This is a genomic window from Polaromonas sp. DSP2-3-2b2, from assembly GCF_049895905.1.
Lineage (GTDB): Bacteria > Pseudomonadota > Gammaproteobacteria > Burkholderiales > Burkholderiaceae_C > Polaromonas.
Genome location: NZ_JAFCTH010000011.1, coordinates 73010 through 89215 on the forward strand (window position 1 = coordinate 73010; position 16206 = coordinate 89215).

Genomic DNA, 16206 nt, shown 5'->3' on the forward strand with positions numbered 1-16206 from the left:
AGGGCACAAAACGCCGAATCGCTGATTTTAGTTTTTTAAGCAGGCGTTTTGACGTTCCACCCGCGCTTGATCCATCTTTGCCCGGAACTCCGGGCCGAGATGGCGATGAATCAACGTGAAATGCCGTGGCGTTCCAGGATGTCGCAGACCAGTTCCAGCCGGAGCAGCGGGTTGTCCAGCTCCATGAGCTGCTGCTTGACGGTCAGCGGGATCGGCAGCAACTCGCACCAGCGGTTGGCCACCCAGCTGCAGTCTTCAAGCTGGTAGGGCGCGAGCATGGGCATTTTTTCGGGCGGCGTGTCGCTGTTGAGCAGCCCCTTGATCAGCTTGCCCAGCGCGTCGGCGGCCTTTTGCAGATCGTGGGGAATCTTGACCGGCATGTCGTCTTCCATCCGGACCACATCGGCAATCCACAGGCCGTGCTTGAGCTTTTCCCGCCGGGTGATGCTGAAGCGGTGGATTCCCTGGCATTGCACCACCATCAGCCCCGGCTGCGGCACCGAAAATTCGATGATGCGGGCCAGCGTGCCGACCGTGTTGAATGCCTCGCTGGCAAAACCGTCGACGTTTGGCAATGCGCTCTTGGTGGCCGCATTCACCGGCCTGCGCACCTCCGACCCTTCGGTCATGGAAACCACGCCAAACGGTGCGCCTGTCTTGTGGCATTTGCCAATCATGTCGAGGTAGCGGACCTCGAAAATCTGCAGCGGCAGCAGGCCGCCGGGATAGAGCACGGTGCCCAGCGGGAACAGGGGAAGGGAATTGAGGGTCAGGGCTTCGGGCATGGTGGCGTGCGGTGGATGGCGACAGGCTACATCATCCCACGCCGGTTTTGATCGTGCTCGCCGGGGATGCCGAAGGGGGTAACCTGCTCAGGTTTGACGAGCCGCTTTTCCGGGCTGCGCAACGCGCAGGACCGGGGCTGGCATAAAGCGGGCAGCAAATCAACGCTCTGGATACAGTATTTTTGTGAAAAACAATAGCAGGTCATGCACGCCCTGCGTGCGCCAAAGGCCTTTTTGACTTGTATTTCTATGCGGACCGGGTCTTGTCCAGCGGCTTGCACACGCGCAGCGTCGATGCCGGGTGGATGTCCAGTTTGCCGGCCGGACGCCTGGGCCTGGGCAGCATTTCACCGCCGCAGTTCGGGCACTGGCCCTGCAGTACGCCCTCGGCGCAAGCTGCGCAAAAAGTGCATTCGAACGAACAAATGCGCGCCTCAAGCGAGTCGGGCGCAAGGGGCTTGTCGCAGCATTCGCAGGAGGGACGCAGTTCAAGCATAGCTTCCTTCTGGTTTCACCCGCAACGAACGGTGCATGGTGGATGCCGGTATTTTTCGAATAATTTCCTGTGGCCTGAAAAAGCCTCAGCTCACCGCGTCGGCCGGCTGCTTGAGCAGCATGGCCAGCGCGCTGGCGACCGTCTTGCGCAATTCACGGCGGTCGCAGATGAAATCGATCGCGCCCTTGGTCTGCAGGAACTCGGCGCGCTGGAAGCCTTCGGGCAGGGTGACGCGCACGGTCGATTCGATGACGCGCGGACCGGCAAAGCCGATCAGCGCCTTGGGTTCGGCAATCACGATGTCGCCGAGAAAGGCGAAGCCCGCGCTCACGCCGCCCATGGTCGGGTCGGTCAGCACGCTGACGTAAGGCAGGCCTTTTTTGGCCAGCCGGGTCAGCGCTGCGTTGGTCTTGGCCATCTGCATCAGGCTCAGCAGGCCCTCCTGCATGCGGGCGCCGCCGGTGGCGGTGAAGCAGATGAAGGGCACCTTTTGTTCAATGGCGGTGTGCACGCCGCGCACAAAGCGCTCGCCGACAACGCTGCCCATGCTGCCGCCCATGAAGTCGAATTCAAAGCAGGCCACGACCACGCCAATGCTGTGCAGCGCGCCGCCCATGACCACCAGCGCATCGGTCTCGCCGGTGTTTTCCAGCGCTTCCTTGAGCCGCTCGGGGTATTTGCGGCTGTCCTTGAATTTCAGTGCATCGACCGGCAGCACTTCCTGGCCGATTTCGTAGCGGCCTTCGGCATCCAGGAAGGCATCGAGCCGCTCGCGCGCGCCGATGCGGTGGTGGTGGCTGCACTGCGGGCAGACGTTCTGGTTTTTTTCCAGGTCGCTCTTGTAGAGCACGGCTTCGCAGCTCGGGCATTTGATCCACAGGCCTTCGGGCACCTGGCGGCGCTCGGTCGGGTTGGTGGGGCTGATTTTGGGTGGAAGGAGTTTTTCTAGCCAAGACATGGTGTCAGTCCTTGTAGGGTGGCGGCTGCCGCTGCTTTTATCAGCCAGCGGCAGTCTTGCGTTTGTCAAAGCTTCAGTCTAGCGCGGTGCGGATTTCTTTCAGAAAATCGTGGGCCACGGCGGCCACGCGGTCGCGCGGCTGATGTTCGATCAGCTGGATGATCTTGCTGCCGATCACCACGGCGTCGGCCACCTTGCCAATGGCCTTGGCGGTGGCGGCGTCGCGAATGCCAAAGCCCACGCCAACCGGCACGCTCACCTGCCGGCGAATGCGCGGCAGCATGGCCTCGACCGCATCCACATCAAGGGTGCCGGCGCCGGTCACGCCCTTGAGCGAGACGTAATAGACATAGCCGCTGGCCACCTTGGCGACCTGCGCGATGCGCTCATCGGTGCTGGTGGGGGCCAGCAAGAAGATCAGGTCCATGTTGTGCGCGCTCAGCTCGGCGGCAAAGGCCACGCATTCCTCGGGCGGGTAATCGACGATCAGCATGCCATCGACGCCGGCTTCGGCTGCGTCGCGAATGAAGGCGCTTTCGGTGCTGCCCGCGCCGTGCTTGATGTCGTAGCGCTCGACCGGGTTGGCGTAGCCCATCAGGACGACGGGCGTGGCGCTGTCTTTTCGGCGGAAGACGCGCACCATCTCCAGTACCTGCAGCAGGCCGATGCCAAAGCCGAGCGCTTTCTCACCGGCTTTCTGGATCACCGGGCCGTCGGCGCTGGGGTCGGAGAAGGGCACGCCGAGTTCGATCACGTTGGCACCGCCGGCCACCATGGCGTGCATCAGCTCGGGCGTGATGTCGGCAAAGGGAAAGCCTGCGGTGACGTAAGGAATCAGGGCTTTGCGGCCTTCGGCCAGCAAACCGGTCATGGTGGCCTGAATACGGCTCATTGCTTGAACTCCATGACTTGGGCGGCGCCCTTGATGCTCTGGCCGTGGCAGGATGGGCGGCAGTAAAAGCTGGCGCCCGACAGGTCGGCCACAGTGCCGATGTCCTTGTCGCCCCGGCCCGACAGGTTGACCAGAATGCTCTGGTCGCTGCGCATGGTTTTGGCCAGTTTCATGGCGTAGGCCACGGCGTGGGCGGATTCGAGCGCCGGGATGATGCCTTCGGTGCGGCACAGATAGTGAAAGGCCGCCAGCGCTTCGGTGTCGGTGATGCCGACATATTCGGCGCGGCCGATGTCTTTCAGGAATGCATGCTCGGGGCCGACGCCGGGGTAGTCCAGGCCGGCGCTGATGCTGTGCGTTTCGGTGACCTGGCCATCGTCGTCCTGCAGGACATAGGTGCGGTTGCCGTGCAGCACGCCGGGCAGGCCGCGCTGCAGCGACGCTGAATGCTTGCCGCTGTCCATGCCTTCGCCAGCGGCTTCAACGCCAATCAGGCGGGTGTTTTCATGCGAAATGTAGGGGTGGAAAATCCCCATGGCATTGCTGCCGCCGCCGACGCAGGCAACCACGGCATCGGGCTGCCTGCCGCCGTTCATCTCGGGCATTTGTGCCAGGCATTCAGTGCCGATGACGCTCTGGAAGTCGCGCACCATCATCGGGTAGGGATGCGGTCCGGCCACGGTGCCGATGATGTAGAAGGTGTTGTCGACATTGGCGACCCAGTCGCGCATGGCTTCGTTCAGCGCATCCTTCAGCGTCTTGCTGCCGCTTTCGACCGGCACCACGGTGGCGCCCAGCAGGTGCATGCGGTACACGTTCGGGCTTTGGCGCTTGACGTCCTCGCTGCCCATGTAGACCACGCATTCGAGGCCGTAACGCGCGCAGATGGTCGCGGTGGCCACGCCGTGCTGGCCGGCGCCGGTTTCGGCAATGATGCGCTGCTTGCCCATGCGGCGCGCCAGCATGGCCTGGCCGATGGTGTTGTTGATCTTGTGCGCGCCGGTGTGGTTGAGGTCTTCGCGCTTGAGGAAAATCTGCGCGCCGCCTTGCTCGCGGCTCATGCGGGCGGCGTGATAAATCGGCGAAGGGCGACCGACGAAATGCTTGAGCTCGTAGTTGAATTCGGCTAGGAATTCCGGGTCGTTCTGGTACCGGGCGTAAGCCTCTTTCAACTCGGTCAGCGCATGGGTCAGGGTTTCAGAAACAAAACTGCCGCCGTAAATGCCGAAGTGGCCGGCCAGGTCAGGTTGGTGATAGTCGTACATGGTCTTCTTGATCAGTTGGGGAAAGAGCAGTGCTTTCGCTTCGCGCATGCAGCTCTGGTCTATCCCGCAAGGTTTTTGAATTGTTCGTCGGCAGCGCGAACCGCTGCGACGAACTGGTTGATTTTGTCGGCGCTCTTGATGCCTTTGGACACCTCGACGCCCGAGCTCACGTCAACGGCCAGCGTGGTGCAGCGCGGCCTGACTTGCAAGATGCCGTCTAGCACGTTTGCAGGCGTCAACCCACCAGACAAAACGAGGTGAGCGTTGACGCTTGGAGGAAGCAGTGACCAATTGAATGTTTTCCCGCCGCCGCCGTATCCTTCGACATGCGCGTCGAGCAAGATGGCCTGGGCTGATGAGTAATCTTGCGCGTATTTTAAGAGATCAAACTGCAGGCTGCCCGGTGCGGGGTTTTCGTCCAGCGGGATGCGGGCCGCGCGCAGGAAGGTTCTGCCGGCCTTCAGGCATTCTTCTGGCGACTCGTCACCATGAAATTGGACGATTGCGCAGGGAATGCGGGCACACGCAGCTATTATTTCTGTAGTGTCCGCATTGACGAAAAGCAGCACCGGCGTGACAAACGGCGGCAGGCGGCTGGCCAGTTCGGCGGCGCGCTCCAGCGTGACATAGCGGGGGCTGTGCTCGTACATGACCAGGCCGATGGCGTCAATGCCGGCGGCTACGGCGGCATCAAGGTCTTCCTCGCGGGTCAGGCCGCAGATCTTGATGCGGGTACGGCTGGAAGGAAAGAGTGAAATGGTCATGGCAACCAATCATAAGCGGCCGTACGCGATGGCAGGCCATGGCGTTCCTCATACACCGGACCGAGAAAATACAGCCCGTCCGGCGAAAAAGTAGGGGCTGCGGCATCGCGGCGGCGGGCGGCCACCACGCCGGCCAGCCAGTCCGGCGGCTGGCTGCCCTGGCCCACGGCCAGCAGGCAGCCCATGATGTTGCGGATCATGTGGTGCAGAAAAGCATTGGCCTCGAACTCGAAGCGCCAGTAGCGCGACCCGGCGCCGGCGCGCTGCGAGATCTCGATATGGTTCATGGTCTTCACGGGCGACTTCGCCTGGCATTGCGCGGCCCGAAACGAGCTGAAGTCATGCTCGCCCATCAGGTGCAGGGCAGCCTGCCGCATGGCGTCGCCATCCAGCGGCCGGTAGACCCAGCCGACGCGCCCGGCTTCCACGCTGGGGCGCACGGGCGATTCAAGCACCACGTAGGCGTACCGGCGTGCAATGGCGCTGGCACGCGAATGGAACTCCTCTGGCACCGGCTGCGCCCACTGCACCGCAATGTCGCGGGGCAAAAAAGCATTGGTGCCGCGCACCCAGGAGGCGGTTTCGCGCTGCAGCGGGGTGTCAAAATGCGCGACCTGCATCAGCGCATGGACGCCGGCATCGGTGCGTCCGGCGCACATGACGCGAACCGGCTGCACGGCAAACTTGCTCAAGGCCAGTTCCAGCTGGTCCTGCACCGTCTTGCCTGAAAGCTGGCTTTGCCAGCCTTCGTAAGCGCTGCCGCTGTAGCTGATTCCGAGCGCAATCCTCACTGAGGCTGTCCCGTCGATGAACGCAGGCGCTTCAAGCGTTGCTCACGAAAGGGTATTAAGAAATGCCTGAGCCTTGAATTTCAAGGGGCCTTTGGCATGGGCCACGACCTCGTCGGCCAGTGACCTGGCACCTTCCGAATCACCCAGGATGCGAAATTCCTCAGCCAGCAGGAACTTGATTTCAAGCGGGTCATTTTCCTGGCCGGTCAATGCTTGGGTGGGAGGCTTGGTGGCCGGTCCGAGGTCCAGCGAAAGCGAATCCAGGTCAAATTCCAGCATGCCGCTGTGCGCTGCGAGCGCCGCTGGGGCAATGGCTGCCTTTGGCGGAGTGAAGGGCTCAGGCGTGAAATCCATGCCATTGGCAATGAGGTCAAATCCCGAAGAAGGCAGTTCTACCGACGGATGCCGAGGGTTTTTAGCCGCTGGCGCATCGTTCAGGTTCAAATCCAGGTCGAGGAAGGCCGATGGGATTGCAATGTCTGGAATTGGCTCGGCTTTTGAGCCGGGATAGGCGAGGGCGCCCTGTGTCATCGGCGCAGAAGATGCTGCGGCTGCCGAAAAATCAAGATCCAAGTCCAGGTCCAAATCGAGGGCCTGTGGCGTTTTGACTGCCGGCGCCAGGCCAGCCAAGGCCTGCGGGATGGTGCTGCTCAGGGGCACCAGCCCGGAATTGCGTCTGCCGGGCAGGCTGACCGAAAAGCCGGCGCTAGGCTGGTACATGGAATTGCTTGGATCCAGTTCCATGCCCAGCTGGCTGATGTAGGCCCACTCTGCGCCCTGGCCTCCCGTCAGCTTGAACGCTGGCAGGGCAGCATTTTCGAAAGCCTTGTTATCGCGCCGCTTGGCATAGATCTCCAGCAGCTTGCTGTGAATGGCCAGACGCGTCGGGTGGGTCCGCAACGCTTCCTTGAGGATTTCTTCAGCCTGCTGGTCGCGGCCATAGGCAAGGTAGACATCGGCTTCGGCCACAGGGTCCACATCGCCGGATGCATCCAGCTGGCTGGGCGAGTAGGCCATTGAAGACGACCTTGCCGCAATGCTGGCGTTCGTATCGACACGCTGCCCGCCGCTGGCGCCAAAGAACGAATCGGGCTGCAGGCGGCTGTCCAGGAATGAACTGTCAACATGGCGGGGCCCTGCGTTTTTCCGGTAGCGCGCAAAGCCCAGGCCCGCCAGCAATGCCAGTAGGACACCGCCGCCCAGCAGCAGTGAGTTGTCCATGATCCAGGTGATCAGACTGGTCTCGGGAGGTGTGGCGGGCGGGGCTGTCAGTGCAGCCTGCCCGCTCGCGGCGGCAGGCACAACCGAAGCCGGCGTGCTGGCCGATGGCATCGGCTCCGGGGCAGGCGCCACAGGCGCGGGTTCTGCAACGGCCAAAGGTGCCGAAGCGCCGGCTTGCGCGGCGCTGGAGGAAATCAGCGCTGGCGTTGCCGCGACTGCAGGCGCGCCACCGGCCGCTGCAGAGGCGCTGGAGCCTGTAACCGACGGCCCTGGCGCCGTGCTGCCCGTCCCGGGAATGGCGGCTTGAGGATTCAGGGCGCTGGTATTTTTTGACGGGTCCGTCGTTCGGCTTGCGGTATGACTGGCGGACTGTTCGTCGGACTGCATGCCCTGAACGGCGCCTTTTGACAGTGTCAGCCGGTCGGGTGAGTTGCTGGCTTGCGCACGGTCATCGACCTGGGTCTGGACCTTGCCGCCGGCCTGGCGGTCTGCGCTGTCAAGCTGCGTCGCCGGCACACCGCCGGCCAGTTTGCGGCGGAAGGTGTTGAAGTCCTTGCTTTGGGCAATGAGGGTCTGTCTGGCGTCGCCCGGTGAAAGCGCGCTGGCGGCCTGCTCATCCGGAATGTCCACGACCGCGCCGGACTTGATCAGGTTGATGTTGCCGCTAACGAATGCGTCGGGGTTTCCCCTGAGCAGGGCCGCCAGCATCTGGTCCAGCGACACGCTGGACGGCTTGTTCTGGGCTGCAATCCTGCTGGCATTGTCGCCAGGCCTGACCGTGACCTGGCGGGCGCCAGAAGTGCCTTGGGCAGGAGGTGTTCTGACCGCTTGCGACCTGGGGGCTGCGGGCACGGCGCGAACGGCAGGCCGGGCGTGGGGTGCTGGCGCGTCCTGCCTGGAAGGAAGCGCGGAGACGGCTACCGGTTCGCGGGGAAGCACGGGTGTCGAGGACACCGGGGGAGTGCTGCCGGTTCGCAGGTTGGGCGGGTCAATCAGCATCGTGTAATCGCGGGTGACACGTCCGGAAGCCCATCGTGCCTCAAGAACCAGATCCACGAAGGGCTCGCTGATGGCCCGGTTGCTGCTCAAGCGCAGATAGGCCCTGCCGTCCGGGCGCCGCTGGAGCCGAACATCCAGACCCGAAGCGGCAGCGGAGTATTCCAGACCGGCAGCCCTGAAAACGTCAGCCCCTGCCACGCCGACCCGGAGGCTGGAGGCTTCGTCGACGCTGAGATCGGAAATGTCGATTTCCGCACGCAGGGATTCGCCCAAGGCGGACTGAACCGTGATGCGGCCTAGCGCCACGGCATGTGCTTCAAGACTTGCCAGACAACCTAGCAAAGCGATTGCACTTGCCATGGCACCAATACGCCAGCGACCGGGATGATTCATGAAGTTTTGAGCTTTTGGAGCTCGGTCTGTTTGAAACGTTTTAGGGCTTGAGCGCACGAAAACCTTGAGGCTGATTTTTGAAAAACAACCTTAACACCAAGGCTTGACACTGACAAGTTAGGACAATGCTTAAGTTTTGATACTTCAATCAAACAGCAAGAAAGCCGGTTTTATTCGTTGCCTCAAGACAACGCCCTCAGCCCGCTCGCCGAATTTAAGGATTGTAGGTGCTCGGTCGCCCCGGAAAACAGAGTCAGGCCTCAATCAGGATGCGCAGCATGCGGCGCAGCGGCTCCGCAGCGCCCCAGAGCAACTGGTCGCCCACGGTAAAAGCGCCCAGATATTGCGGTCCCATGGCCAGCTTGCGCAGGCGCCCGACCGGGATTTGCATGGTTCCCGTCACGGCCACCGGGGTCAGGTCTTTGATCGAAGCCTCCCGCGTATTGGGTACCACTTTTACCCAGGCATTGTCAGCGGCAATCATGGCTTCGATGTCAGCCAGCGGAACGTCCTTCTTGAGCTTGAAGGTCAAGGCCTGGCTGTGGCAGCGCATGGCGCCAATGCGCACGCAAAATCCGTCTACCGGAATGGCTGCCGTGCCGAAGCCCGGGCCCTGGCCCAAAATCTTGTTGGTTTCCGCGCCGCCTTTCCATTCTTCCTTGCTGCTGCCGTCGCCCAGGTCTTTGTCGATCCAGGGAATCAGGCTGCCCCCCAGCGGAACGCCGAAGTTGGCGGTTTCGCTGGCGCTCAGCGATTGCTGCTTGGCCAGGATGCGGCGGTCGATTTCCAAAATGGCAGATTTCGGGTCGTCCAGCAGCGACTTGACTTCACTGTTGAGCGTGCCGAACTGGGTCAGCAACTCGCGCATGTGCTGCGCGCCGCCACCGGAAGCTGCCTGATAGGTCATGCTGGTCATCCATTCGACCAGGCCGGCTTTGTAAAGCGCGCCCACGCCCATCAGCATGCAGCTTACGGTGCAGTTGCCGCCCACCCAGTTGTTGCCGCCCCTGGCCAGCGCGTTCTTGATGACGGGGAGGTTGACCGGGTCCAGCACAATGACGGCGTCGTCATTCATGCGCAGCGTGGAGGCCGCGTCGATCCAGTGACCGGTCCAGCCGGCGGCGCGCAGCTTGGGAAACACTTCGGCCGTGTAGTCGCCGCCCTGGGCGGTGATGATGATGTCGCACTTCTTAAGGGCCTCAATGTCAAAAGCGTCCTTCAGGGTGGTTTCATTCTTCGCCTGCGCGGGGGCCTTGCCGCCGGCGTTCGAGGTCGAGAAGAAAACCGGTTCGATCAGCTCGAAGTCGCCTTCAGCCTGCATGCGGTCGATCAAGACCGAGCCGACCATGCCGCGCCAGCCGACGAGTCCTGTGAGATTGCCTTTGAGTTTCATGATTGCCCTTGAAAAGTACGAAAAAAATCGGCTTTTGGGCCCGGCTCATCGGGCCGGAAGGCACGACGAACCGAGCTTGTCAGCCTTTAATGGTGGTCGTTTGGGTGATCTGGGCAAAAGCCCGCGCGCCGTGGCCGGTCCGCATGGCGGCTGCAAGGGCGACTGGAATCAGGCTTTTACACATTTTCGTATTGTAACGATGCCTGCCTTTGGCCTGGCTGACAGGCGGCGCAGGCAGGGACTCGACGGGACACCGGGTTAGCCGAGCGCCTTGACGACCGCATCGCCCATTTCCACGGTGCCGACCCGGGTCGTGCCTTCGCTGTAAATGTCAGGGGTGCGCAGGCCCTGGGTCAACACCTTGTCGACGGCTTGCTCGATGCGTGCGGCGGCCTCGGGCTGGTTCAGGCTGAAGCGCAGCATCATCGCCGCGCTCAAGATGGTCGCCAGTGGGTTGGCCACGCCCTTGCCGGCAATGTCGGGCGCGCTGCCATGGCTGGGCTCGTACAAGCCTTGGCCCTTGTCGTTCAGGCTGGCCGAGGGCAGCATGCCAATGGAGCCGGTCAGCATGGCCGCCGCGTCCGACAAGATGTCGCCGAACATGTTGCCGGTCACCACCACGTCGAATTTCTTCGGCGCCTTGACCAGCTGCATGGCGGCGTTGTCCACGTACATGTGGTCCAGCGCCACATCCGGGTATTGCCGCCCGATCTCGGTCACCACGTCTTTCCAGAGCTGGAAGGTTTCGAGCACGTTGGCCTTGTCCACGCTGGTCACGCGCCCTTCACCGCCCGCAGCTTTGCGCTTGCGCGCCGCCTGGAAAGCGACATGGGCGATGCGCTCGATCTCGGGGCGCGAGTAGCGCATGGTGTCGAAAGCCTCTTCGGCGCCGGGAAATTGCCCGTCGGTGGCAATGCGCCGGCCGCGCGGCTGGCCGAAGTAGATGTCGCCGGTCAGTTCGCGGATGATGAGGATGTCCAGGCCGGACACCAGTTCGCGCTTCAGGCTCGACGCATCCACGAGTTGCGGGTAACAGATGGCCGGGCGGAAATTGGCGAACAGGCCGAGGTTCTTGCGCAGGCCCAAAATGGCCTGCTCCGGGCGCAGGGGGCGGTCCAGCGTGTCGTATTTCCAGTCGCCGACGGCGCCGAACAGGGTCGCGTGGGCGTCCTTGGCGAGTTGGAGCGTGGCGTCGGGCAACGGGTGGCCGTAGGCTTCGTAAGCTGCACCGCCGACGAGGGCGGTCTCCAGCTCAAACGGAAGGTCGAGGACGTTCAGGACCTTGACGGCTTCGGCGACGATTTCAGGACCGATGCCGTCACCCGGAAGAATTGCGATTTTCATGAATACTATCTTTTTTATAGCTGCTTATGCACGTCTGTAGTGCGCAGAAGCACAATTTGATTGTTAATTTGGCTTAGCCCGCGACGGTGTGGTTCAGCCAGGGCTTGGCGGCCAGACGTTCAGCTTCAAATGCCTTGATCTTGTCGCTTTGCAGCAAGGTCAGGCCGATGTCGTCAAAGCCATTCAGCAAGCAGTATTTGCGAAATGCCTGCACGTCGAAAGGCAACTCTTCGCCTTGCGCCTTGACGATGACCTGGCGTTCCAGGTCGATGGTCAGCGTGAAGCCGGGAAAGGCCAGCACCTCGTCAAACAGCCGGTCCATCTGCGCCTCGGGCAGCACGATGGGCAGCAGGCCATTCTTGAAGCTGTTGTTGAAGAAGATGTCGGCATAGCTGGGCGCGATGATGGCGCGAAAGCCGAACTGGTCCAGCGCCCAGGGCGCGTGTTCGCGCGACGAGCCGCAGCCAAAGTTCTTGCGCGCCAGCAGGATGGACGCACCCGCGTAACGAGGCTGGTTCAGCACGAAATCAGGGTTGGGTTTGCGGCTTAGCGGGTCCTGGCCGGGAAAGCCGGCGTCCAGGTAGCGCCATTCGTCAAACAGGTTGACGCCAAAGCCGGTTTTTTTGATCGACTTGAGGAACTGCTTGGGGATGATGGCGTCGGTGTCGACGTTCTCGCGGTCCATCGGCGCCACGAGGCCCTGGTGTACGGTGAATTTTTGCATACGGTTAAGCCTTTTTTGGCGGCGTTATCTGGCGGCGTTTGAAACAGCGGAACCCGCCCGTTGAACGTCCTGGCCAATGCCCTGGATGGTGTTGCAGCCAGACAGTGCAAAGGTGGAGGCGAGCAGGGCGAATGTCGCCAGCAGCAGGGAGATCGATTTTTTCATCATTTTCTTCTGGGTTCTTCAGACAAATTTTCGAATATCGACAAAGTGGCCATGCACTGCCGCAGCCGCCGCCATCGCCGGGCTCACCAGGTGGGTGCGGCCGCCAGCGCCTTGCCGGCCTTCAAAATTGCGGTTGCTGGTGGAGGCGCAGCGCTCGCCCGGCTCCAGCCGGTCGGCGTTCATGGCCAGGCACATCGAGCAGCCGGGCTCGCGCCATTCAAAGCCCGCAGCAATGAAAATCTTGTCCAGGCCTTCGCGTTCGGCCTGGTCCTTGACCAGACCGGAGCCCGGCACGACCATAGCGAGCTTGACGTTTTTGGCGACCTTCCGGCCGATTTTTTTCACCACGGCGGCGGCTTCGCGCATGTCCTCGATACGGCTGTTGGTGCAGGAACCGATGAACACCTTGTCGATGTACAAATCGTTCAGCGCCTTGCCGGGCTCCAGGCCCATGTAGGCCAGGGCGCGTTCGATGGCGCTGCGCTTGTTGGCGTCTTTTTCCTTCTCGGGGTCCGGCACGCGGCCGTCAATCGACAGCACCATCTCGGGCGACGTTCCCCAGCTGACCTGCGGCAGGATCTGGCTTGCATCGAGTTCGACCACAGCGTCAAATGCGGCATCGGCGTCGGAATGCAGCGTGGCCCAGTAGCGCGCCGCCATGTCCCATTCAGGACCGCCGACGAACTGGCCGGTCTTGGCGTCGGTTCCCGGCGCCAGCAAACGGCCCTTGACGTACTCAATGGTCTTTGCGTCCACGGCCACCAGGCCGGCGCGCGCGCCGCCTTCAATCGCCATGTTGCACACCGTCATGCGGCCTTCCATGCTGAGCGCGCGGATCGCCGAGCCGGCAAATTCAATCGTGAAGCCGGTGCCGCCCGCCGTGCCGATCTTGCCGATGATCGCCAGCACGATGTCCTTGGCGGTCACGCCTTTGGCCACGGCGCCCTCGACCTTGATGAGCATGTTCTTGGCCTTCTTGGCCAGCAGGGTTTGCGTGGCCATGACGTGTTCGACCTCGCTGGTGCCGATGCCGTGCGCCAATGCGCCGAAAGCGCCGTGGGTGGAGGTGTGCGAATCGCCGCAAACCACCGTCATGCCTGGCAGGGTGGCGCCGTTTTCGGGGCCGATCACATGCACGATGCCCTGGCGTTTGGACATGAAGGGAAAGAAGGCGGCGGCGCCGAATTCCTTGATGTTGGCGTCCAGCGTGGTGATCTGTTCCTTGCTGACCAGGTCGGTGATGCCGTCGTAACCGAGTTCCCAGCCGGTGGTCGGCGTGTTGTGGTCGGCCGTGGCCACGATGGAGCTGATGCGCCAGACCTTGCGGCCGGCTTCGCGCAAGCCTTCGAACGCTTGCGGACTGGTCACTTCATGGACCAGGTGGCGGTCGATATACAGGATCGACGTGCCGTCTTCTTCGGTGTGAATGACGTGCTCGTCCCAGATTTTGTCGTAGAGGGTGCGTCCCATGGGTGTTCCTTCGTGGTCTTCGGGTGATTTTAGGCGGTAGGTGCCTGTTGGGCGAGATGGTCGACCAGCAGCCGGGCGGTCAGGGGCAGTGTGGAGAAGTCCCGCGCCACCAGTTCGATTTTGCGTTCGGTCCAGCTATCGAGCAGCGCGATGGATTCGAGTTCGCCCACGCCATGCATAAGGTCAAACGCACGAAGGGGCATCACGCCGACGCCCAGGCCGTTGTGGATCATGCGGCACATGGCGTCCAGCCCGGTGACATGGATGCGCAGCTTGATGGTGCGCCCCACAGCGGCTGCTGCCTGGCGCATGGCCAGATAAATCGAGCTGTTGGAATGCAGGCCGACGTGGTCATGGTTCAGCGTATCTTCAAAATGAATAGCGCCTTGCGCAAGCAGGGCATGCCCTTTGGGGACAATCAGCACCAATTTGTCCTGGCGGTAGGGCAATGTCTGCAACTCGCCTGTGCCGTTGGCGGTATTGCACACGCCCAGGTCCGCCGTGCCTTCCTGCACGGCCCGAACCACTTCGGTGCTCAGGTGTTCTTCGAGGTCGATCTTAATCTCGCTGTGCCGGCGGATGAAATCCCCCAGATCTTCGGGCAGGAACTGCACGATGGCTGAAATGCTGGCGTGCACCCGCACGTGGCCGCGCACGCCATCGGCATATTCGCTGAGTTCGGCCTGCATTTTTTCCAGGCTGAACAGCACCGAGCGCGCATGGTGCAGCAGGCTTTCACCAGCCGGCGTCAGGTCAACGCCCCGGGTATGGCGGTAGAGTAGCGGCGTGTCCAGCGTAGCTTCCAGGTCGCTAAGCCGCTTGCTGACGGCGGAGGCCGCAATGAATTCGCGCTCGGCCGCCTTGCCGATGCTGCCCAGTTCGCACACGGCCACGAAGAGCTGAAGCGAGGTCAGGTCGATGCGGCGGGCAAAATTGCGTTCGGAACTTTTGATGGACATGGGTTGGAAGCATCGCGTCAGGCGATGGATTGCAATTCTGCAGCATAGTTTGCGGCTTCGCCATCGCAGTTTGCGATGCCTGGCGTAGCGGCGCTAAAGGAGGGCTAAAAATTCGGGTGAAAAGTCAATATTTTATGCACTTGCGCTCGATCCGCTTGAGGGAGTAGCTATAAAAAGTATAGCAAATAACGCTAAAAAGCCCGCCGATGTTTCCATCCTGCGGGCTTTGGCTAAAAGCGGGAAAAGACTGGCGGCTTAGCGTTGTGCCATCGGTTTGACTTCACGCTGGGTGGAACCGACGAAGAGCTGGCGCGGACGACCAATCTTGTACTCAGGGTCGCCAATCATTTCGTTCAGCTGGGCCATCCAGCCGACGTTGCGCGCGAGTGCAAAGATGGCGGTGAACAGCGGCACGGGGATGCCGATGGCACGCTGCACGATGCCGGAGTAGAAATCGACATTCGGGTAGAGCTTGCGCGACACGAAGTAGTCGTCTTCCAATGCGATTTTTTCCAGCGCCATGGCCAGCTTGAACAGCGGGTCGTTTTCCAGGCCCATTTCCTGCAGCACTTCCTTGCAGGTTTCCTGCATCAGCTTGGCGCGCGGGTCGTAGTTCTTGTAGACGCGGTGGCCAAAGCCCATCAGCTTGACGGTCGAGTTCTTGTCCTTGACCTGCTTGATGAATTCGCCGATGTTCTCGACGCCGCCGTTTTTCTGGATGTCCCCCAGCATGTTCAGCGCTGCTTCATTGGCGCCGCCGTGGGCCGGGCCCCAGAGGCAGGCTACGCCGGCTGCAATGGCTGCGAATGGGTTGGTGCCCGACGAGCCGCACAGGCGAACGGTGGAGGTCGATGCGTTCTGCTCGTGGTCAGCGTGCAGGATGAAGATGCGGTCCAGTGCGCGTTCGAGCACCGGGTTGACCTTGTACTCCTCGCACGGCGTGGCAAACATCATGTGCAGGAAATTGCCGGCGTAGCTCAGGTCGTTGCGCGGGTACATGTAGGGCTGGCCGACGGTGTACTTGTACGCCATCGCCACCAGCGTTGGCATCTTGGCAATCAGGCGCACGGCGGTGATGTCGCGGTGCTCGGGATTGTTGATGTCGGTGTTGTCATGGTAGAACGCCGACAGGGCGCCTACCAAGCCAGTCATGATGGCCATCGGGTGCGCATCGCGGCGGAAACCGCGCAGGAAGAACTGCATCTGCTCGTTGACCATGGTGTGGTTGGTCACGCGTCCGACAAAAACCTTTTTCTGCGCAGCGTCCGGCAATTCCCCGTAAAGCAGCAGGTGGCAGGTTTCCAAATAGTCGCAGTTGGTGGCAAGCTGCTCTATCGGGTAGCCGCGGTATAGCAACTCACCCTTGTCGCCGTCGATGTAGGTGATGGCCGACTGGCAGGCTGCGGTGGACAGGAAACCCGGGTCATAGGTGAACATGCCGGTCTGGGCATACAGCTTGCGGATGTCCACGACATCCGGGCCTACGGTGCCTTGGTAAACAGGCAGATCCACGCTGGGGCTGCCATTGCTGAAGGACAGGGTGGCTTTGTTGTCAGCTAAATTCATGTTGTGTTCTTTCTCTCTAGT

The 16206-nt window shown here is 61.8% G+C and carries 16 protein-coding genes; 1 reads left to right on the top strand and 15 read right to left on the bottom strand.

Translation table 11 applies throughout. The features are described 5' to 3' along the window. Window positions 1-110 precede the first annotated feature (110 nt). The 9 genes from ACP7AD_RS11265 to asd form a co-directional block, all read right to left on the bottom strand. Window positions 111-785, bottom strand: coding sequence for an LON peptidase substrate-binding domain-containing protein (locus tag ACP7AD_RS11265; protein ID WP_426147415.1), 675 nt, complete (start codon window positions 783-785; stop codon window positions 111-113). 247 nt (window positions 786-1032) lie between these two features. Beyond that, complete coding sequence (locus tag ACP7AD_RS11270; RefSeq protein WP_426147416.1) at window positions 1033-1281, bottom strand: DUF1272 domain-containing protein; 249 nt, start codon at window positions 1279-1281, stop codon at window positions 1033-1035. An 85-nt stretch (window positions 1282-1366) separates the two neighbouring features. Then, complete coding sequence (gene accD, locus ACP7AD_RS11275) at window positions 1367-2239, bottom strand: acetyl-CoA carboxylase, carboxyltransferase subunit beta (RefSeq protein WP_426147418.1); 873 nt, start codon at window positions 2237-2239, stop codon at window positions 1367-1369. Window positions 2240-2312: 73 nt separating this feature from the next. Then, window positions 2313-3131, bottom strand: coding sequence for a tryptophan synthase subunit alpha (gene trpA / locus ACP7AD_RS11280; protein WP_426147419.1), 819 nt, complete (start codon window positions 3129-3131; stop codon window positions 2313-2315). Next, window positions 3128-4396, bottom strand: coding sequence for a tryptophan synthase subunit beta (trpB, locus tag ACP7AD_RS11285; protein WP_426147421.1), 1269 nt, complete (start codon window positions 4394-4396; stop codon window positions 3128-3130). Before trpB ends, trpA begins: the two co-directional genes overlap by 4 nt. A 59-nt stretch (window positions 4397-4455) precedes the next feature. Then, complete coding sequence (locus tag ACP7AD_RS11290) at window positions 4456-5160, bottom strand: phosphoribosylanthranilate isomerase (protein ID WP_426147423.1); 705 nt, start codon at window positions 5158-5160, stop codon at window positions 4456-4458. After that, window positions 5157-5951: a tRNA pseudouridine(38-40) synthase TruA gene (truA, locus tag ACP7AD_RS11295; protein ID WP_426147425.1), complete on the bottom strand. Its 795-nt coding sequence runs from the start codon at window positions 5949-5951 to the stop codon at window positions 5157-5159. The genes ACP7AD_RS11290 and truA overlap by 4 nt, the downstream gene beginning before the upstream one ends. A gap of 42 nt (window positions 5952-5993) precedes the next feature. After that, the gene (locus ACP7AD_RS11300) at window positions 5994-8531 is read right to left on the bottom strand and encodes a FimV/HubP family polar landmark protein (RefSeq protein ID WP_426166121.1); all 2538 of its coding nucleotides are present in this window, start codon (window positions 8529-8531) and stop codon (window positions 5994-5996) included. 286 nt (window positions 8532-8817) lie between these two features. Next, on the bottom strand, window positions 8818-9957 hold the full coding sequence (asd, locus tag ACP7AD_RS11305) for an aspartate-semialdehyde dehydrogenase (RefSeq protein WP_426147429.1): 1140 nt from the start codon (window positions 9955-9957) through the stop codon (window positions 8818-8820). Between asd and ACP7AD_RS11310 the strand changes: the two genes are divergently transcribed. After that, window positions 9956-10219 (top strand): hypothetical protein, encoded by a 264-nt coding sequence (locus tag ACP7AD_RS11310; protein WP_426147430.1) that lies wholly within the window; start codon window positions 9956-9958, stop codon window positions 10217-10219. The two genes, asd and ACP7AD_RS11310, sit on opposite strands and share 2 nt — an antisense overlap. On the opposite strand, the gene leuB is transcribed toward ACP7AD_RS11310, so the two are convergent. From leuB to gltA, 6 genes are all read right to left on the bottom strand, one after another. Next, complete coding sequence (gene leuB, locus ACP7AD_RS11315; RefSeq protein ID WP_426147432.1) at window positions 10216-11301, bottom strand: 3-isopropylmalate dehydrogenase; 1086 nt, start codon at window positions 11299-11301, stop codon at window positions 10216-10218. The two genes, ACP7AD_RS11310 and leuB, sit on opposite strands and share 4 nt — an antisense overlap. Before the next feature lie 73 nt (window positions 11302-11374). Beyond that, window positions 11375-12025, bottom strand: a complete 651-nt coding sequence (leuD, locus tag ACP7AD_RS11320) for a 3-isopropylmalate dehydratase small subunit (RefSeq protein ID WP_426147434.1) — start codon at window positions 12023-12025, stop codon at window positions 11375-11377. Window positions 12026-12049: 24 nt separating this feature from the next. Next, window positions 12050-12190, bottom strand: a complete 141-nt coding sequence (locus ACP7AD_RS11325; RefSeq protein WP_426147435.1) for an entericidin A/B family lipoprotein — start codon at window positions 12188-12190, stop codon at window positions 12050-12052. Window positions 12191-12208: 18 nt separating this feature from the next. Continuing rightward, a complete protein-coding gene (leuC, locus tag ACP7AD_RS11330; RefSeq protein WP_426147437.1) occupies window positions 12209-13660 on the bottom strand; it encodes a 3-isopropylmalate dehydratase large subunit in 1452 nt (483 codons plus the stop codon). Between the two features lie 29 nt (window positions 13661-13689). Continuing rightward, entirely contained in the window at window positions 13690-14613 is a 924-nt protein-coding gene (locus tag ACP7AD_RS11335) for a LysR family transcriptional regulator (RefSeq protein WP_426147491.1), read from the bottom strand. 261 nt (window positions 14614-14874) lie between these two features. Beyond that, window positions 14875-16185 (bottom strand): citrate synthase, encoded by a 1311-nt coding sequence (gene gltA, locus ACP7AD_RS11340; protein ID WP_426147439.1) that lies wholly within the window; start codon window positions 16183-16185, stop codon window positions 14875-14877. Window positions 16186-16206: the final 21 nt, after the last annotated feature.